Raw genomic sequence first — 17,393 nt, 5'->3', positions numbered from 1 at the left:
CGCCGTCGGTCATAGTCTATGCAGACTTGATTCAAATGCGAGCCCTGCAGTTGGCGCTGGGTCGAGGTACTTCTCTTTGCGGCGGGAGGTGTACCGATCTCGCAGAATCAGCTCGCGCCCGCGGTGATCACCTGGTCCACCTCAACGGCCCGCGCCGCCATTTCGGCGTGTGCCTTATCCAGCGCATCGGCCTGATCCTCATCGGCCTTCATCAGAGATTCGATGTCGAAGCAGCCCATTTCGAGGACGCCCATGTCCGCGAAGGCTTTCTGCACCTTGTCGCCCCACAACCCGATGTCCTTGACGATCGGCACGATGCGACTGAACAAGTGCGAACGGAACTGAATCATCAGCGGCGACGTGTCGACCCATTCGACGCACTCTTTGACGTTGAGGCCAAGGGTCTCGAAAACCTCTTCGCCACGGAACCGGTCTCGCATCAGGTAGCAGGCGTCGACGACGAACTCTTCCCGGTCGGCCCGCTCGGCGTCGGTCAACGCGGAGTAGTAGTCCTTCAACGAGATTCTGCCGAAGGCGACGTGCCGTGCCTCGTCCTGCATCACGTAGGCCAGCAACTGCTTGGACAGCGACTCCGGTGGCGCAATGTCGCGCAGCACCCCGAATGCGGCGAGTGCGAGCCCTTCGATGAGGACCTGCATGCCGAGATAGGGCATGTCCCAACGTGAGTCGCGCAGCGTGTCGTCCAGCAGGGCGGTCAGGTTCTTGTTGATCGGGTAGACCATGCCGATCTTCTCCTGCAGGAACCGGGAGAACGCCTCGACGTGCCGGGCCTCGTCCATGGTCTGGGTCGCCGCGTAGAACTTCGCGTCCATATCCGGGACGACCTCGACGATCTTGGCCGAGCACACCATTGCTCCCTGCTCGCCGTGCAGGAACTGCGAGAATTGCCAGGCCTGAGAGTGCATGCGCATCTCGGCACGGCGCTTCTCGTCTGCCGCGTCCCAAATCGGGCTGCCGAACAGCGGATGGAACTCGTCGGGCAGGCCGACCGGGTTCGTGGGATCGACGTCTTGCGCCCAGTCGATGCGGGACTGGGCATCCCACTGCTTGTCCTTGCCCTTTTGATACAGGGAGAGGAGGCGGGCACGCCCGTCGTCATACTCCCAGGTGAAACGAGCATCGCCGGCACTGCGGAACTCCCGCGAGTACGGCTCGGGGACTTCCGTGTACTTGTCCCTGGTAGTCATGAACTGCCACCTCTCTGCCCGATGTGACCAGGTGGGTCATTTGTCGCGTGTCGAGTACCACAGTGCGCCCGGTGCGACATCGCGTCAACCCTGACAGGCGGTTAACTGGCCCGGTCCAGATCTGAAGCCGAAAAGCTGGAGAAGATTCGGCGAAACCAAACAATGCGGCGCCTGGAGGGAGATGATGTGTACACATATCGCCTGGTGATGGGCTCGGCGATGCTCGGGGGCACGACGTAGTCGTCATGACGCAATCGTCATGACGCACTAGGCACTGGGAGGTGTCACATGTCGTATCTGATTGCGGCGCCGGAGGCATTGGCCGCGGCGGCGGCGAATTTGGCCGGGATCGAATCGGCTCTCAGCGCAGCCAATATGGCCGCGCAGGCTCACACGACGGGGGTGCTGGCAGCGGGCGCCGATGAAGTGTCGGCGGCCATCGCGGCGGCCTTCTCCGGGCACGGCCAGGGATATCAGGCGCTCAGCGCGCAGGCGACGGCGTTGCAGAATCAATTTGCGCAGGCGTTGACCAGCGGCGCGGGCTCGTATGCCGGTGCTGAGGCCGCTGCCGTCACGCCGTTGCAGCAACCCCTGACCGCGATCAATACGCCATTCCTAGCGCTGACCGGGCGTCCACTCATCGGCAACGGCACCCGAGGGGCTCCGGGCAGCGGGGCCAACGGTGGAGCGGGTGGAATCTTGATCGGTAGCGGCGGCGACGGCGCGTCCGGCGGGGTCGGCCAGAACGGTGGCGCCGGCGGGGCCGCAGGCCTGCTGGGCGCTGGCGGGGCCGGCGGGGCCGGCGGTGCGGGCACCACCACGGGCGGGGCCGGAGGGGCTGGAGGGCTGCTGTTCGGGGCCGGCGGCAGCGGCGGTGCGGGTGGCTTCAACGTCGCCGGCCTCGGCGGGAACGGTGGGGCCGGCGGGGCCGGCGGATTGTTTGGTTCGGGCGGCACCGGCGGCGTCGGCGGCAGCGGCAACGGCGTCGCGGGTAACGGCGGGGCCGGTGGAGTCGGTGGCGCCGCAGGGGTGTTCGGCGACGCCGGCGCGGGTGGCATCGGCGGGTACTCCGATAAGGCCACAGGTGGTGCCGGCGGAGCCGGCGGCGCCGGCGGGCTGTTTGGCACTGGCGGCACCGGCGGCTTTGGCGGCGCTGGCGGCAGCGCCGGCGCAATCAGCGGGCCCGGGGGGACCGGCGGCCACGGGGGCATGATCTTCGGCGACGGTGGGGCCGGCGGCACCGGCGGCGGCGGTGGCGCAATCAACGGAAACGGCGGGGCTGGCGGCGCGGCCGGCCTGCTCTTCGGTGACGGCGGAGCCGGTGGATCCGGCGGCGGTGGCGGCTCTATTGCCGGCAATGGTGGGGCCGGTGGCCAGGGCGGCATGTTCTCCGGCGCGGGCGGACTTGGCGGCGCCGGCGGCACCGCGGGTGCTATCGGCGGTAAGGGCGGGGCCGGCGGCCAGGCGGGCATGCTCTTCGGTGCCGGCGGCGCTGGCGGTGCCGGCGGGGCCGCCTCCAATGCCGCGATTGGCGGGGAAGGTGGTGCCGGCGGCCAGGCGGGCATGATCTTCGGCGATGGCGGTGCCGGCGGCGGCGGTGGCACCTCCAACGTCATCGGCGGAAAGGGCGGGGCCGGCGGCACGGCCGGGCTGATCGGCAACGGCGGCACCGGCGGAGCCGGCGGGATCGGCCTCACCACCGGCGGCAACGGTGGAAAGGGCGGCAACGCCGGGCAGATCGGCAATGGTGGTGACGGCGGCAACGGCGGGACTGGCGTAACCCCGGGCAAGGGCGGTGACGGCGGTACCGGCGGGCAGCTGCTCGGCCTGGACGGGTCACCCGGGCTGCCGTAGCCGGCGGTCCAGCCCGTGAATTCCATGCGGTCGCCGCGGCAGCTGATCGAGGACACCGACTGGGCCAGACTCGACCACGCCTATGGCCCGGCCGACGCCTGCGGCGGCCGCATGGCGCGAACTGGGGCCGGACCGAGACGACGAGGAGCCAGCCGCGGTCCTCGCATGCCGAGCCATCCGGGCTGACGTACACGCTTGTGTCGCAACATTTCTCGACGACACGGATGCGACGTTGCGCCAAGCGGCCATCGATGCCGTGTCCCACCTGCTGGCAGCCCCCGAGTTGGCGGAGTTCCGTCCCGCGACCGCCGAGCGCCTATTGCGGCAAGTGTCAGACGCCCCTCCGGTGGAACGTGCCGGGATCGCTTTGACGACCGGCGCCTGGGACATTTCGCCCGAAGCGCTGATGACCGACGAGCACCCCGGGGTTCGGGTCTGCGCGGCGCTGACCGCTGCGCTTGACGGTGCGCCGGGCGCCCTCGATGAGGTCCGGTCGGCGCTGCGCGACCCGCGCGCCGCGGATGCGATGTTCGAGGAAAATCCACCTCAGATCTGGGGCCAGATGAGGTTCGCCCTGATCGAGACACTGTTGCGGCGAACCACGACATTCGACGAGATCGTGGCGGAGGCGGTCGCGGTGGCCCGGATGACAAATGCCCACACTGTCGCCTCCGATTGGGGGCCACTGCTTGTCCGGACGTTCCCGGAGGGCTTCGTATCCGGCCAGGCCCTGTCCGAGAACCAGCGCCGGTTCCTGGCGACGATCGTCGACAACGACGAATGCTGGGGCGTCATCTCCAACCCTTACAGCTGGCTTCACACCCTCGGTCTGCCTAGCGATCGAGCTCAATTGCGTTGCCTCGTTTAGCCTTCCAGCTATGCAACGGGCCGCCGCTGGAACGCGAGTGAACCGTCCGGGTCCAGCGTGGCCCTGACGGCGCGTAGCCGGGCGAGTTCGGACGACGTCCAGCCGTCGGCCACGTCGGGTTGCCCCTCACGGAAAGACTGCGCCGCCCTACCGGTATCGGCGGTTCGACCGGCTTCTTCGACCTCACCGAGGGCCCGGTCTACGCGACTTCGTGCGTCATCGTCGACGGCTGCACCCACGGCGTGCACCAGGAACGGCGCCGGAACCGAGGTGAATGCGCCGTCGAAACCATCTGCCGCAGAATCGGTGTGGCGCAATTCGATCATGTTCAATCCGTCGGCCCGCCCGATCCTCGCGGTCTCGAACATGGCCCGTGCAACGTCGGTCGCGCGGGCCCCGAGCCAGCGTCCCATTCCGCGCGCAGGTACCGCTGCGGGCGGATCGAGGTGAATCGCCGAGAGGGACTGCAAGTCTCCGGGCGCGGTGGTGTCCACTACCGGTACGGCCGCTTCGCGCACCGCGTCGCGCATCGAATCGAGGTGTGTTGCGCCGTCCGTTGATACGTACGAGAGGTGGACGACGGCGCTGCCCAGCAGTTCCTTGGGGAACGGACCTTCGGGTGGCAGCTGCAGCAACCCGAGTGTGCTGGTCAGCGATGGACTGGCTGAACCGGTTGCGGCGGTCCACGCCGAGACCACCTCGGGCAGTGCACTTTCCGGCCACAGCAGGTAGCCCGTCCACAATTCGGGTACAGGGAACAGGCCGACCTCGATTGCGGTCGCGACACCGACGGGCGCTGCGCCACGAAATGCCCAGAGCGCTTCGCGATCAAGCGGATCGGTCGCGTCCTCGGCGGCGCGGCGCAGCCTGCCGGTTCCGTCGACGTACTCCACCGCGTGCAGCGCGGCTGAAGCGAGGCCGTATTTCCGGACGAACCAGCTGATTCCGCCGCCGAAGGTGTATCCCGCGACTCCGACCGTTGGCGACGTTCCGCTCAACCCGAGCAGGCCGTGTGGGTAGGCGGCGGAGTGCACTGCCGGCCACGTCGATCCACCCTCGATTCGCGCGAGACGCGTCGCCGGGTCGACCGAGACACCGGTGAGCGCCGAAGTGTCGAGAATCAACTGATCTTCGTCGATCGGAGCCCCGGTGCCGTGTCCGGTTGCTTGGACGACGACCGTGGCACCCGAGCGCGAAACGCTTCTTACCGCCTGGCTTACCTGCTCGGCCGAGCGCGGTCGAATGACGGCGGACGGCCGCTGCGGAAAGCTTGAGTTGTCGGGGCTTGTCGACTGCGCGTACTTGTCATCGCGAGGCAGTAATACCACGTCAGGCAACTCGGCACGCAGTCGCGCGGCCACCTTGCTCATGATGACTCCCGGCGGACCAGTGAAAGGACGGGGATCGTGCGGGTGGTCTTGCGCTGGTATTCGGCGAAACCCGGGTACCGCTCGGCCTGAATGGCGTACTTGGCATCGCGCTCGTCGCCGTGCAATTCGACGGCACGGACGTCGATGGTGTCGTCTCCCACTTCGATGTGGACGTTGGGATGAGCGAGAAGATTCCAATACCAAGCCGGATTGCGGTCGGCGCCGGCCGCCGACGCGAATACCAGGAATCGGTCGCCGTCGGCCAGGTACATCATCGGGCTAATCCGTTCCTGGCCGCTGCGTGCTCCCTTGCTGTGCAGCAAAAGAACTGGTGCGCCCTCGAATTGTCCGCCTAGTCGGCCGTGGTTGGCCCGAAACTCTTCGATGTTGCGACGGTTGAATTCGTCTGTGTCACTCATGATGCCTCCTCGGTTTCGGCGGTCTCGTTCTGGTCGAGCGTGGGGTAATCGGTGTAGCCGCGGGCATCTCCGCCGTAGAAGGTCGTCGGGTCCGGATCGTTCAGCGGAGCCGAGAGTCGCAGTCGCGCAATGAAGTCGGGGTTGGAGAGCGCCCACTTGGCAACGGGAGCGACGTCGGCGCGACCGGCCTGCACCTCGTCGCCAAGCTCGTCGATCGTGCGGCCCTCGCGGATCAGCAGTAGCGGGTTGGGCCACAACGTCCGGATGTCGCTCAGCAACCCGTGGTCCTCGAACGAATAGAGATCGAGGAACGCCAAGTCGAGTGAGGCCAGTTCTGCGACGAGGTATCGGTACAGGTCGTCGCTCTCTGGGCCTTCGTCAAGTCCGCCGAGAGTGGCGCCCGGCGATAGTCGGATGCCGACGCGGTCGGCTCCGATTCGGTCGACGACCGACTTCGCCGTTGCCAGCGTCAGCCGCGACCGATTCTCGATGGAGCCACCGTATTCGTCGGTGCGATGGTTGGCGTTGGGAGCCAGGAACTGTTGCAGCAGATACCCATTGGCGCCGTGTATCTCCACTGCGTCTGCCCCGGCGCTGATCGCCATCTCGGCCGCATGGGCGAAATCATCTATGGTCGACTCTATTTCGTTGATAGTGAGAGCCCGCGGCGTGGGTATGGGTTTCTTGCCATTGGCGGTATGCATCCGTTCGCCCGGGGCGATGGCCGACGGTGCCACTGGGATGCGGTGATGAGGCGTGTTGTCGGGGTGTGACATTCGGCCGACATGCATCAGTTGAATGACCAGGTGGCCACCCCCGTCGTGCACCGCGTCGGCAACCCGGCGCCAACCCTCGACGTGCTGCTCCGTATAAATCCCCGGAGTTCTCAGATATCCCTGTCCGTCTGCCGATGGCTGCGTCCCTTCGGTCACCAGCATCCCCAGGGATGCACGTTGCCCGTAGTACTGCACTGCGAGCGGCGACGGCGTGCCGTCGTCGAGCGCTCGACTGCGGGTCATCGGCGACATGGTGATCCGCTGCGGCAGACGCATGCGGCCGATAGTGATCGGGTCCCAGATGCTGCTCATTGTCACGCTCCTCGAATCGTTGGTCCGATCTCGGTAACGGATTAAGTGGAAGTATTATTCCGCTTATGACTAGCATTCCCGCACCGCCGCCGTCCGTCAAGCCGGAAAGGAACGAAGGGTGCCACACTCGATTGATGCCAGTTGTCGGCCAGGGCCGAACCAGGGCGGTGCGCCGCGACGCGGTCGAAAACCGCGAGAAGATCCTTCGGGCCGCGGCCGACCTGATGAACAGTCGGGGTCACAACGTGCCGCTGACCGAGATTGCCGACGCGGCCGGCGTCGGCGTCGGCACCCTGTATCGGGGATTCCCCGACCGCGAGGCGTTGCTCGCCGAATTGCAACGACGCGGCTATGACTTGTTGCTGAAATCGCTCGCGCGGATCAGGGCTGACGGTCTCACGGGTGCGGACGCGATCGGCGCGTATCTCGACGATTGTCTGGAGCTCGCGGATCAGTTGGTAGCCCTACCGCTGCGCGGCGTCCAGCAACTTCCCGACGACGCATCGCTGGATACCGGACGGCAGGTTATTCGAGCGATCGAGGACTTCCTGGTTGAAGGGCAGGCCGATGGTTCGCTGCAGCCTGACGTGACGGCCTTCGACATTGCGGTATGCGGAACGCTGATCGCTACGCCACTGCCGCATGGTCCAGATTGGTCGACGGCGGCGAGGCGCCATATCGCGGTTTTCGTCCGGGGTATCCGGGCTCGCAGCTAGCCGAAGGCCCTCGCGAGTTGGCGCACCGCAGCGCGCTTTCCCTCGACTGTGAGTGCCCCGGTCGAAAGCAGTCTTTGAAACTGCATCGAATCCATCGCCGCCGCAAGCGTTTCCGCCGATCCTGTGAGGGTGACTTCGGGTTCGGTCGCTACGGTGTCGACGCTGTCCTCACTGATGTGCAGCGTGGTGGAACCCTCCGGTGTCACAAGTCGCAGCACCACATCCACTCCGGGTCGGTCGGGCTGCACATACGCGCGCACCGCCCGGGCAAGCCACTCGGGGCGCACCGAGTCTTGGGGGTCCCGAGTTTCCAAGAGTCGACGGCCCCACCGCGCGAAAGCGTTGATCACGTCCTCGAGCGCACGGCCCTCGTCGGTCAATTCGTAGACCTTCGCCGCGGCGGGCGGCGGTAGATCGCGGCGCGAGACCAGTCCATTCTTCTCAAGATCCCGTAGCCGTGAGGCCAACATGTCGGTGGCAATCGGCGACAGCCCGTTCAGCAGATCGACGTAGCGGCGCGGGCCGTCGAGCAGTTCCCGCACCACGAGCATGGTCCAGCGGTCGCCGACCAGATCCAGGCTCTTCGCCAGCGCGCAGTGCTGGCCGTACGACTTCGAGGCCACCTCGGGATGATACCAAGCACTTGAGTAATCCAACTTTCTGATCTTGTTATCCAAGCAGCCACTTGTTATTTCCAAGTGTTAGTCGTAGCGTCACGGAGATGAGCCTTCTCGAACTGGCAGATGCCGCGATCGTCGAAGCGAGCGCCTTCGCCGACCTGCTCGACACGGTGCCGACGAGTCACCGGACCGCATCGACGCCGTGTGCCCGATGGAGCGTCGATGATCTCGCGGCGCATGTCGCTACCGGGGCTTTCCGCGACGCCGAGGCGTTTCATCGGGCTCGATTCGGCACGGCCTCGGGACCCGGTGAGCTTGTCCTGTCCGCCGAATCAGCGCGAACCTCTGACAGCATCCGCTTGGCCATCGACCACTTGCGATCGGCGATACGCCACGGCCCGGAGAAGTGGCCGCTCATCCCCTTGCCCTTCGGCCGATATCCGGCCGCGCCCGCCCTGCAAATGCTGACCATTGAGTTCGGCGTGCATCGCAACGACCTCGAAGTCGCAGTTGCCGATCCCGATGCAGGTTTCAGTGCGGCCACCCTGGCGGCGTTGTTCGGCTTCGGATCGAACTATCTACTGCTGCAGGCCGAACCCCTCGACGAACGCCCACTGAGCTTCACGCTTGTCGCGCAATCGACGACCATGTCAATCATCTGGGACGGCGCCCACTGGAACGCGGGCGGCGGCCACAACGAAATCAGCTGCCGCATAACCGGTTCCGACGACATGATCGCCCGCCTGATGCTCCGCCGCGCCGCTATCACCGACGAACGTCTTGCTGTGGACGATCCCGCCGGGATCGCCGATCGATTCGGTGATGCCATCCGCACCCTGTAGAGAGGACAGGCCATGGCCAGCCTGGTTGATATCGACGCACGCCCGTCGCTGGAACATTTGCTCGACATCCACATCGAATTCGATCCGGTCCAGATCTTCCCTACGCCGGTCGGCACCCGGTTCACCTACGTCGTCAAGCGCGGACGCTGCGAGGGCCCGCGCATCGCCGGCGACATCCTGCCCGGCGGCGGCGACTGGATTCTGTTCGGCACGGACCGCGTTGCGCGCCTCGATGTACGCGGCACGTTGCGGACCGACGACGGTGCATACATTCACATCACCAATACCGGCAGGGTCCAGATGGGTAGCGAGGCTGCCGATCGGTTTGCGGCCGGTGAACTGATCCGCCATGACCAGATGATTGCCCGCTCGAGTCCACTATTCGATACCGACGATCCGCGCTACCGCTGGATCAACGGGATCCACACGGTGGCGATCAACGAAGTGTCGCTATCGGAGGTCCGCTACCGGGTTTTTGCGGTCCGCTGAGAAATCCGCGTGCAACTACGCGGACTCGACTTTGCTGGATGCAAAGAATCCGCTCAGGGCGTCGGCGATCTGGGCCCGGATCGGCGCTCCGGAGACCACCACGTCGACCATTGACACCGATAAGTGGGTGTGACCGCGGGCTCGCACCAGCTCGGTCGGAACCCCTGCTGCGGCAAGCGCTTCGGCATACGCGACGTCCTGATCGCGCAGCGGATCGAATTCTGCGGCAACGACAATCGCAGGCGGCAGGCCCGACAGATCCGCTGCTCGCAGCGGCGCGATCCGCGGGTCATGCCGCACGTCCGGGTCGACGTATTGATCCAGAAACCATTGCATCAGCGGGGTGGTCAGACCGTAGCCGTCGGCGTTCTCGACGAAGGAATCGTAGGCCAAGTCGCCGTCGGTGACGGGAGTAAGCAACGCCTGGCCGACGATGGTGGGCCCACCCGCATTCCTGGCGAGTTGGCACAAGACCGCGGCAATGCCGCCGCCCGCACTCCACCCGGATACGGCCAGCCGTCCGGAGATCCCGCCGAGTTCTTCAGCGTGATCGGCGACCCATTGCAATGCCGCCCAGCCGTCGTCAAGCGCGGCCGGAAATCGATGCTCCGGGGCATGCCGGTAGTCGACGGACACCAGGATCGCGTCACTGCGCGCACACAGGTCGCGGCACAGCGGATCGTCCGAGTAAGCGTCGCCGATCACCCAACCGCCGCCGTGGAAATAAACGACCACAGGGTGCGGACCTTGGCTCGCTGGCCGGTAGAGGCGGTAGGCCAGCGGTCCCGCAGCGCCGGGCAGGGTTCCGTCGACGATTTCGCCGACATCCGGACCCGGTGGGCGGGCGAGGTTGGCCTCGTTCATGAACGCACGTACTCCGTCGGCCCCCAGCGTCTCGAGAGGCGGCAGATTCAGCAGTGCCATCTGCTCGAGCACCATCTGAACGTCCGGTTGCAGGCGGCGCACCACGCCGTCGTTGCAGTGTGAGCGGTCATGGCCGGACAGCTTGAATCCCAGATAGTCTCGCGCGACGACCTCTTCGCAGGCCAACCGGTAGAAGTCGACGCCGGCAGCGTATGCCATGAATGTGCGGGGCTTGCCTGGCACGTTGGCGCCCACGTACCACGAATTCGCCTGTGGGAAAAGCGTTATCGATGCCGCGTCGTCCACGTGCTGCATCCAGCCGGCCTCGGCCATCTCAGTGGGTTCTATTTGTTCGAAGCCGTGGTCGCGCAGGTATGTCAGTGTGTCGGCAACGAAGTCGACGTGCTGCTCGATCGAAACCGCCATGTTCGAGAGCACCGAGGGGCTATGGGGGCCGGCGATGAGAAAGAAGTTCGGAAACCCCTCGGTGGTAAGGCCGAGATAGGTGGATGGGCCATCTGACCATTTGTCTTTCAACACGCGCCCGTGTCGGCCGACGACGTCAATCGCCGCGACGGCGCCCGTGATCGCGTCGAAGCCGGTAGCGAAAACGATCGCGTCGAACTCGAAAGACTCCCCGGCCGTGTCGATTCCGGTCTCGTTGACGCCCAGCAACGGCTGTTTCTGCAAGTCAACCAGTCGGACATGGGGCAGATTGAACGTGGCGTAGTAATTGGTGTCCAGGCATAGCCGCTTCGCGCCGACCGGATAGCTGGTGGGGCACAGCGCTTCCGCGGTCTGTGGATCGTGCACTATCCCGCGGATCTTGCCCCGGATGAATTCCGCGAACTCGGTGTTGGCCACCGGATTGCTCATGGTATCGGCGTAGAGATTGAGCACCTCGAGCAATTCGCCCCGCTGCCAAGCCCGTTCGTATCGCTGCTGGCGTTCCTCGGCTGGCACCGAGCACGACGGAGTGATCGTGCGCTCCAGTGGCACCCCGCCGAATGAGTATTTCGCCGCGTGCCGGTAGGCGCTGTCGTCGGTGAGTTCCGCGAGCCTGTCCGGCGAGATCGGACCATTATGGGCGGGGATCGAAAAGCACGGCGTGCGTTGGAAAACAGTCAACTCTGACGCCTGCGCGGCGATCAGGGGGATCGATTGGATTCCCGAGGATCCCGTCCCCACCACACCGACCCGTTTACCGGTGAAGTCGACGAGTTCGTGCGGCCAGCGACTGGTGAAATACACCTCGCCGGTGAAGTTTTCGACGCCCTGGATGTCGAGATCTTTGGGCATCGAGAGGCAACCCGTCGCCATCACCAGGTAGCGGCACGTCACTTCGTCGCCGCCATCGGTGCGCACTCGGTACATCGACGGGTTGTCGTCCCAATGCGCATGGGTGACCCGGGTGCGGAATTGGATGTCGCGACGAAGCCCGTGTTTGTCGGCGACGTGGTTCAGGTAACGCAGGATCTCAGGTTGCGTGGCGTACTTTTCCGACCACTGCCAATCGTGGGACCACTGCGGGTCGAAGCTGAACATGTAATCGAGGCTGGGTATGTCGACGCGTGCACCGGGGTAGCGGTTCCAGTGCCATGTGCCGCCGATGTCGTCGCCGGCCTCCAATATGCGCATTGAAATGTCGGCGGAGCGCAGGCGATACGCGCAGTAGAGTCCAGCGAGGCCTGCGCCCACGACCACAACATCGGTGTGATGGGGGTCACTCATGTCGTAATCATCGGCCACCTACGCACGTTTCGGTAGACGAATTTTCGTGACGGCCGGCGAACGCGAGGGAACCCACAAAATGGTTCGGCCCGATTACTGCCCAGGGCCAGGGCACGCCAATTGGGCGACGACACCGAAATGATCGCTGGGCCAGACACCGCGGCGCGGCGCGTTGCACACGACGGCCGCGTCGAGCACCTTGCCCGCGCCGTCAGCGGTTGGCACGCCTACGAAGACGTAGTCGATGCGCTGATCCGGTGTCGGGTCCTGCGCCGTGTACGGGTTGGTGTTGTTCCAGGTGAAGCCAAGCTCACCAGGATGGATCGCCTCGAAGGCGTCGACCAGGTGAAAACTGTTACCGCCCAATGCATGCCGGCCGCCGATGAATAGCACCTCGTTGGATCCCGGGACGGCGTTGAAGTCGCCACAAAGAATCGGGGGGAAGTCGCCAGAGCCGCTCCCGACGAAATCGGCGAGCTGACGGACCTGCGCCTCGCGCACCCAGCCCTCGTCGAACCGATAAGACAAGTGGGTTGAGGTGACCGACACGACACGGTTGTGAACGCGGACATCGACGGTCAGCGCGCCGCGAGGCTCGATATTTGAGGCTCCCGCCAGGGTCAGCTGGAGCGACCGCGAGTCGACGATCGGCCAGCGGCTCAGGACTGCGTTGCCGAAATCGCTGCGGCCGGAGCGGACGTACGCCGCGGCGAACACCGCGTCCATGCCGGTCTGCTCGGCCAGCCACGTCGCCTCACACAACTCCGGTGACCGAGTCACCTCCTGCAACGCGACCACATCAGGGCGAATCTCGGTGAACCAGTCGACGAGCGCGTGCTTACGCTCCTCCCAAAGGTGATCGCCCCAAATGTTTAACGTCAGCACCGTCAGCACATCGTCCTGATCTGGGGACGTCACACCTCGATGCTATGCGGCACGACCTCCGGGTCGCGGCCAGTAGAGATACGTTGAGAACATGAGTGCTGCCGGCATCGTCCTCGTGGCACTCGCGATCGCCGTCGGAATCATCGGCATCGTGGTGCCGCTATTGCCCGGCACGCTGCTGGTGTTCGCCGCGATCGTGGTGTGGGCCGTCGTCGAGAACAACATCACCGCATGGGTGACGCTCGGCGTGGTGGCCGCGCTGCTCGGTGTGGCGACATTCATCAAATACACGTGGCCCATGAAGCGGATGCGGGCCGCCGACGTGCGCAAGCTGAGTCTGGCAGCGGGCGCGGTTGCGGGCATCATTGGCTTCTTCGTAATTCCGGTGATCGGCCTGTTGATCGGCTTCGTGCTGGGTGTCTACCTGGCGGAGCTGGCCGCGCGCGGAGACCAGCGGCTGGCATGGACCTCGACGAAGCACGCCGTGAAAGGTGTCGCGTTGTCGATGGGTGTCGAGTTGGCTGCCGCACTGCTCGCTACCGCCGTATGGGTGGCCGGGGTGTTTCTAACCCACTGAAGTGCAATTTCGTGGAGCCGATGACGGGAATCGAACCCGCGTATTCAGCTTGGGAAGCTGATGTTCTGCCATTGAACTACATCGGCACAGTTGCCCAAGAAGGCTAGCACCGGCCCCCGGTGGACATGGCACGGGCCGATCCCGCCGATCCGTCGAGTGAGTGGCCGTGATGGAACTCACTGGACCGGAACCGTGGGCCAGACCAGGGTGCTTGAACTGGCCGACTGCGGCAGCATCAGGGAGGCCGTGGTCAGCGTCGATGAACCGCACTCCTGGGTCTACCGAATCACCGACTTCAAGGGCCCGCTGACCGCCTTGCTGACCAGCATCGACGGTGAATTCCTGTTCCATCCCGCGGGGACCGGCACCCGAATCACGTGGCGCTACAACATTTTTCCGCGTTCCCGACCAGCGGCAGCGGTAATGCCGGCGTTCGGCTGGTTCTGGCGGGGTGATGCGCGGCAGATGCTCGAGGAGCTATCGAATTGGCTCGTCGACTGATCGGTAGCGCCCGAGCTAAATTACACGCCTGTAGTTATCCCCCCTATTCGGGTGCGAATATGTAATTCACATGTTGAATAACAGTGTTTACCCTTTCGTTATCATGAATAACCCTCTATTGTGACCATTCGTGGGCAGACACGAGTTAGCTAGGAAGCGGCGGAAATCGCCTACTGTCCTGGCAGCAGGCATCGCGTCGGTCGCCGTGTACTTCGCGGTGGGAGCAGACGTCAATCCAGTCGCCGCACGCGAAGTTACCAAGCCCGCCGTCACCGATATGTCCTCGTGCTGCATTCAGATCGCGGCCGCAGCGGTGGCCGCCAAGATCGACACCTCGCAAATGAGGTTCGACATCCAAGAGCTTGCCCCGGAAACGCGGTCGCGCGCCGACCGATCACGGGCCGATCGTGGCAGCCTTGCCTTGCCCGCTGGGGTGGCGCTCGAACAGGGCCTGCAGGTCAACACCATCTTGGTGTCACGCAGCATCAGTGCGTTGTTCCCTGAAATCCACCAGATCGGTGGCGTGCGGCCCGATGCGCTGCGGTGGCATCCCAATGGTCTGGCGCTCGACGTGATGATTCCGGACCCGGGTTCTGCCGCCGGCATCGAATTGGGCAACGCCATCGTCACGTTCGTCTTGGGGAACGCCGACCGGTTTGGCATCCAGGACGCCATCTGGCGCGGCACTTACTACACCCCTGGCGGCGGTGCTCAATCCGGCGGATACGGACACTACGACCACGTCCACGTCACGACCACCGGTGGTGGCTACCCCACTGGCAACGAGATCTACGTTCGCTGAGCCCAGGCGACAAAGCCGGCCCCGCGCCGACAGCTACGCTCGTCGGGTGCTGCTATCCGATCGCGACCTCCGGGCCGAAATCGCCGCAGGTCGACTGGGCCTCGATCCGTTCGACGACACCCTGGTCCAGCCGTCCAGCATCGACGTTCGGCTCGACTCGCTGTTCAGGGTTTTCAATAACACCCGCTACACCCACATCGATCCTGCCAAGCAGCAGGACGAGCTGACCAGCCTGGTGGAACCCGAAGACGGCGAACCGTTCGTCCTGCACCCGGGCGAATTCGTGCTCGGCTCCACACTCGAGGTGTGCACGCTGCCCGAAGACTTGGCGGGACGGCTGGAGGGCAAGTCGTCGCTGGGCCGACTGGGACTGTTGACGCACTCCACCGCTGGATTCATCGACCCGGGCTTCAGCGGTCACATCACGCTGGAACTCTCCAACGTCGCCAACCTGCCGATCACCCTGTGGCCCGGCATGAAAATCGGGCAGCTCTGCATCTTGCGGCTGACCAGTCCGTCCGAACATCCGTATGGCAGTTCGCAGGTAGGCTCGAAATATCAGGGCCAGCGGGGCCCGACACCGTCGCGGTCGTACCAGAATTTCATAAGGTCTACCTAGCCGCCGCATAGCTTTTGGGGCCACAATCAAATCTGGCGATCACGCCGTGTTCCCTCCGCAGAACTTGTGGCTGGTTGCAAAACCTTGGGAGGGGTTTTGGACGTCGTACTCGGAGTTTCAATGGCGCCGACGGCTGTCCGCATAGCGTTGGTCGAGGGCGAAGACGCTGAAGGCCTCATCGTCGAAGAAGACAGTTTTCGTCTCGCCCGCGACGCTGCGGCTCTGAGCGCGTCTGACCAGGTAATTTCGGCGATCCTCGGCACTCGTGAAGGCGCGGCTGACGCTGGCCTCCGGCTGTCCTCGATCGGTGTCAGCTGGACGGATCAAGTGCAGGCGGCAGCGCTGCGCGACGCGCTGGCCGCGCGCAAGGTCGAGAACGTCATGTTGGTCTCGGCGTTCTTGGCGGCCGTTGCGTTGGGTCAGGCGGTCGGTGGCGCTGTCGGTTACGAGCGGACCGGCGTGTTATTCATCGAGCCCGACAACGCGACGCTGGCCGTGGTGAACACCGCCGACGGCTCGCTGTGCGACGTGCGACGCCAGTCACTGGCGGACGACGACGACACTGCTGTCGCCGAACTGGCCGAGATGGTTTCAGATGTCGAAACGATGGAAGCCCGCCCGGACGGCATCTATGTGGTCGGCTCCGGCGTTGATGTGCCGTTGATCAAGCCCGCACTGGAAGCGGCCACGACGCTGACCGTCAGCGTGTCCGAGGAACCCGACATGGCGCTCGCCCGGGGCGCGGCACTGGCGTCGGGCCATTCACCGCTCTTCGCCGCGACGACAGCCGCGTTCGCCTACGCGCAGGACTCGGATGACGACGCCGAGGACGAGGACGGCGAGGACGAGGCCTACGCCGAGTCGGACGATGCCGACGAGGCCCCAAAGAGTCGGCCCGCATTGCTGGTCGGGAGCGCAATCGCGGTGGTCGCCGTCGTCGCTGTGGTGGCGCTCGAAGTTGCCCTGGCGATCAGCATCCGCCCGACGGTCGCATTGCAGCCCACGCCCAGCCAGAACCATTTCCTCGAATTGGTACCGAAACCACCCGCGCCCGTCGAGGCAGCGGCGCCGCAGCCCAAGCTCAACTTGCCTGGTCCGGCTGTGGTGCCCAGGGCCATAGCGCCGCAGCAACTGCCGGAGCAGGCGCCCGTCGTGCTGCCTGCGCCGCAGGCGCCGGCGCTACCGGTTCCCGCTTTGCCAGCCCCGAGGTTGCCCGAACCGATTGTCGCGCCGCCACTGGTGCCCATAATTCAGGCCCCGGGACCCGGCTCGTTGGTACGTCCGCCGATTGCCCAGGCTCCGGTTCAGGTGCCGCGGCAACAACCGCAGCTGCCGGTACCGCGCGCGCCGGTGCCGCAGGCTCCTGTCATCCAGGCTCCTTCTGAGCTCGGTCCGTCGCCGAATCCGGGTCGGGGCCCGTTCGGTCAGGGCCCCGGTAGAGGTGGTCCGGGCGGCGGGGGCATCCCCGGCGTTGGACCAGGCGGACCCGGCGGGGGCAATGAGCCAGGCGGTCACGGCCCCTTCGGCGGCGGACCGTTCGGTGGTAACGGTCTCTTCGGAGGTGGCGGCCCGGGTGCCCAAGGCCCGTTCGGCGGTGGGCCAGGCCCAGGCGGTGGAGGTATGCCGGGCGGCCACGGTCCGTTCGGCGGCAACGGCCCTGGTGGTGGCGGTGGCCACGGACCATTCGGCGGTGGCGGGCCCGGCTTCGGCGGTGGCGGCGGCGGCTTCGGCGGTGGCGGCGGGCACGGCCCGTTCGGCGGCGGTGGTCCCGGCGGCGGCTTCGGCGGTGGCGGGCACGGCGGCTTCGGCGGTGGCGGCGGTGGCCACGGTCACCACTAGTTCGGCGTTGACTCTGCGTCTACGGCGCGAAATCGCGAGAACCTAGCGCCGTCACCGCAGAGTCAATGCTGCGGGTGTGACACAGCAAACTCAAAGATAGA

At 65.4% G+C, this 17,393-nt stretch carries 17 protein-coding genes and 1 tRNA gene; 10 read left to right on the top strand and 8 right to left on the bottom strand.

The window, feature by feature from the left end:
* Positions 1-107 precede the first annotated feature (107 nt).
* Complete coding sequence (locus tag ACZY1I_RS11505) at positions 108-1,208, bottom strand: ferritin-like domain-containing protein (protein WP_463754524.1); 1,101 nt, start codon at positions 1,206-1,208, stop codon at positions 108-110.
* A gap of 288 nt (positions 1,209-1,496) precedes the next feature.
* On the opposite strand from ACZY1I_RS11505, the gene ACZY1I_RS11500 reads away from it, so the two are divergent.
* Entirely contained in the window at positions 1,497-3,062 is a 1,566-nt protein-coding gene (locus ACZY1I_RS11500; protein WP_463754523.1) for a PE family protein, read from the top strand.
* Positions 3,063-3,144: 82 nt separating this feature from the next.
* A complete protein-coding gene (locus ACZY1I_RS11495; RefSeq protein ID WP_463754521.1) occupies positions 3,145-3,930 on the top strand; it encodes a hypothetical protein in 786 nt (261 codons plus the stop codon).
* An 8-nt stretch (positions 3,931-3,938) separates the two neighbouring features.
* On the opposite strand, the gene ACZY1I_RS11490 is transcribed toward ACZY1I_RS11495, so the two are convergent.
* From ACZY1I_RS11490 to ACZY1I_RS11480, 3 genes are read right to left on the bottom strand one after another with little or no spacing between them, the layout of a single operon-like run.
* Positions 3,939-5,300, bottom strand: coding sequence for an FAD-binding oxidoreductase (locus tag ACZY1I_RS11490; RefSeq protein WP_463754520.1), 1,362 nt, complete (start codon positions 5,298-5,300; stop codon positions 3,939-3,941).
* On the bottom strand, positions 5,297-5,719 hold the full coding sequence (locus ACZY1I_RS11485) for a nitroreductase family deazaflavin-dependent oxidoreductase (RefSeq protein WP_463754519.1): 423 nt from the start codon (positions 5,717-5,719) through the stop codon (positions 5,297-5,299). Before ACZY1I_RS11485 ends, ACZY1I_RS11490 begins: the two co-directional genes overlap by 4 nt.
* Positions 5,716-6,807, bottom strand: a complete 1,092-nt coding sequence (locus tag ACZY1I_RS11480) for an alkene reductase (protein WP_463754518.1) — start codon at positions 6,805-6,807, stop codon at positions 5,716-5,718. The genes ACZY1I_RS11485 and ACZY1I_RS11480 overlap by 4 nt, the downstream gene beginning before the upstream one ends.
* Before the next feature lie 134 nt (positions 6,808-6,941).
* Between ACZY1I_RS11480 and ACZY1I_RS11475 the strand changes: the two genes are divergently transcribed.
* Complete coding sequence (locus ACZY1I_RS11475; protein ID WP_463754517.1) at positions 6,942-7,523, top strand: TetR/AcrR family transcriptional regulator; 582 nt, start codon at positions 6,942-6,944, stop codon at positions 7,521-7,523.
* Here ACZY1I_RS11475 and ACZY1I_RS11470 read toward each other — a convergent pair.
* A complete protein-coding gene (locus ACZY1I_RS11470) occupies positions 7,520-8,146 on the bottom strand; it encodes a winged helix-turn-helix transcriptional regulator (RefSeq protein WP_463754516.1) in 627 nt (208 codons plus the stop codon). The genes ACZY1I_RS11475 and ACZY1I_RS11470 overlap by 4 nt on opposite strands.
* Positions 8,147-8,244: 98 nt before the next feature.
* Here ACZY1I_RS11470 and ACZY1I_RS11465 point away from each other — a divergent pair, with 98 nt between their 5' ends.
* The gene (locus ACZY1I_RS11465; RefSeq protein WP_463754515.1) at positions 8,245-8,985 is read left to right on the top strand and encodes a maleylpyruvate isomerase family mycothiol-dependent enzyme; all 741 of its coding nucleotides are present in this window, start codon (positions 8,245-8,247) and stop codon (positions 8,983-8,985) included.
* A gap of 12 nt (positions 8,986-8,997) precedes the next feature.
* Positions 8,998-9,474 carry a DUF3237 domain-containing protein gene (locus ACZY1I_RS11460; protein ID WP_463754514.1) on the top strand — a complete coding sequence of 159 codons (477 nt, stop codon included), beginning with the start codon at positions 8,998-9,000 and terminating at the stop codon, positions 9,472-9,474.
* A 15-nt stretch (positions 9,475-9,489) separates the two neighbouring features.
* Here the strand turns inward: ACZY1I_RS11460 and ACZY1I_RS11455 are convergent, their stop codons facing one another.
* Positions 9,490-12,069 (bottom strand): flavin-containing monooxygenase, encoded by a 2,580-nt coding sequence (locus ACZY1I_RS11455; RefSeq protein WP_463754513.1) that lies wholly within the window; start codon positions 12,067-12,069, stop codon positions 9,490-9,492.
* A gap of 93 nt (positions 12,070-12,162) precedes the next feature.
* Positions 12,163-12,987 (bottom strand): endonuclease/exonuclease/phosphatase family protein, encoded by an 825-nt coding sequence (locus ACZY1I_RS11450; RefSeq protein ID WP_463754512.1) that lies wholly within the window; start codon positions 12,985-12,987, stop codon positions 12,163-12,165.
* A gap of 58 nt (positions 12,988-13,045) precedes the next feature.
* Between ACZY1I_RS11450 and ACZY1I_RS11445 the strand changes: the two genes are divergently transcribed.
* Complete coding sequence (locus ACZY1I_RS11445) at positions 13,046-13,531, top strand: DUF456 domain-containing protein (RefSeq protein ID WP_463754511.1); 486 nt, start codon at positions 13,046-13,048, stop codon at positions 13,529-13,531.
* A 12-nt stretch (positions 13,532-13,543) separates the two neighbouring features.
* Here ACZY1I_RS11445 and ACZY1I_RS11440 read toward each other — a convergent pair.
* A tRNA-Gly gene (locus ACZY1I_RS11440) sits at positions 13,544-13,617 on the bottom strand.
* A 4-nt stretch (positions 13,618-13,621) separates the two neighbouring features.
* On the opposite strand from ACZY1I_RS11440, the gene ACZY1I_RS11435 reads away from it, so the two are divergent.
* The 4 genes from ACZY1I_RS11435 (at position 13,622) to ACZY1I_RS11420 (ending at position 17,292) form a co-directional block, all read left to right on the top strand.
* The gene (locus ACZY1I_RS11435; RefSeq protein ID WP_463754510.1) at positions 13,622-14,032 is read left to right on the top strand and encodes an SRPBCC family protein; all 411 of its coding nucleotides are present in this window, start codon (positions 13,622-13,624) and stop codon (positions 14,030-14,032) included.
* A gap of 130 nt (positions 14,033-14,162) precedes the next feature.
* Positions 14,163-14,834, top strand: a complete 672-nt coding sequence (locus ACZY1I_RS11430) for a hypothetical protein (RefSeq protein WP_463754509.1) — start codon at positions 14,163-14,165, stop codon at positions 14,832-14,834.
* Positions 14,835-14,880: 46 nt separating this feature from the next.
* The gene (gene dcd, locus ACZY1I_RS11425) at positions 14,881-15,453 is read left to right on the top strand and encodes a dCTP deaminase (protein WP_463754508.1); all 573 of its coding nucleotides are present in this window, start codon (positions 14,881-14,883) and stop codon (positions 15,451-15,453) included.
* A gap of 96 nt (positions 15,454-15,549) precedes the next feature.
* Positions 15,550-17,292 carry a DUF7159 family protein gene (locus tag ACZY1I_RS11420; protein WP_463754507.1) on the top strand — a complete coding sequence of 581 codons (1,743 nt, stop codon included), beginning with the start codon at positions 15,550-15,552 and terminating at the stop codon, positions 17,290-17,292.
* Positions 17,293-17,393: the final 101 nt, after the last annotated feature.

This window comes from Mycobacterium sp. IDUB_37 (assembly GCF_055419245.1).
Note: the sequence above shows the minus strand (reverse complement) of the source record. Positions and strands in the feature narration are given on the sequence as shown.

Bases quoted from the DNA above. Each gene is read 5' to 3' on its own strand.
- ACZY1I_RS11505 (WP_463754524.1), bottom strand. From the start codon at position 1,208: ATGACTACCAGGGACAAGTACACGGAAGTCCCCGAGCCGTACTCGCGG.
- ACZY1I_RS11500 (WP_463754523.1), top strand. From the start codon at position 1,497: ATGTCGTATCTGATTGCGGCGCCGGAGGCATTGGCCGCGGCGGCGGCG.
- ACZY1I_RS11495 (WP_463754521.1), top strand. From the start codon at position 3,145: ATGGCCCGGCCGACGCCTGCGGCGGCCGCATGGCGCGAACTGGGGCCG.
- ACZY1I_RS11490 (WP_463754520.1), bottom strand. From the start codon at position 5,300: ATGAGCAAGGTGGCCGCGCGACTGCGTGCCGAGTTGCCTGACGTGGTA.
- ACZY1I_RS11485 (WP_463754519.1), bottom strand. From the start codon at position 5,719: ATGAGTGACACAGACGAATTCAACCGTCGCAACATCGAAGAGTTTCGG.
- ACZY1I_RS11480 (WP_463754518.1), bottom strand. From the start codon at position 6,807: ATGAGCAGCATCTGGGACCCGATCACTATCGGCCGCATGCGTCTGCCG.
- ACZY1I_RS11475 (WP_463754517.1), top strand. From the start codon at position 6,942: ATGCCAGTTGTCGGCCAGGGCCGAACCAGGGCGGTGCGCCGCGACGCG.
- ACZY1I_RS11465 (WP_463754515.1), top strand. From the start codon at position 8,245: ATGAGCCTTCTCGAACTGGCAGATGCCGCGATCGTCGAAGCGAGCGCC.
- ACZY1I_RS11460 (WP_463754514.1), top strand. From the start codon at position 8,998: ATGGCCAGCCTGGTTGATATCGACGCACGCCCGTCGCTGGAACATTTG.
- ACZY1I_RS11455 (WP_463754513.1), bottom strand. From the start codon at position 12,069: ATGAGTGACCCCCATCACACCGATGTTGTGGTCGTGGGCGCAGGCCTC.
- ACZY1I_RS11445 (WP_463754511.1), top strand. From the start codon at position 13,046: ATGAGTGCTGCCGGCATCGTCCTCGTGGCACTCGCGATCGCCGTCGGA.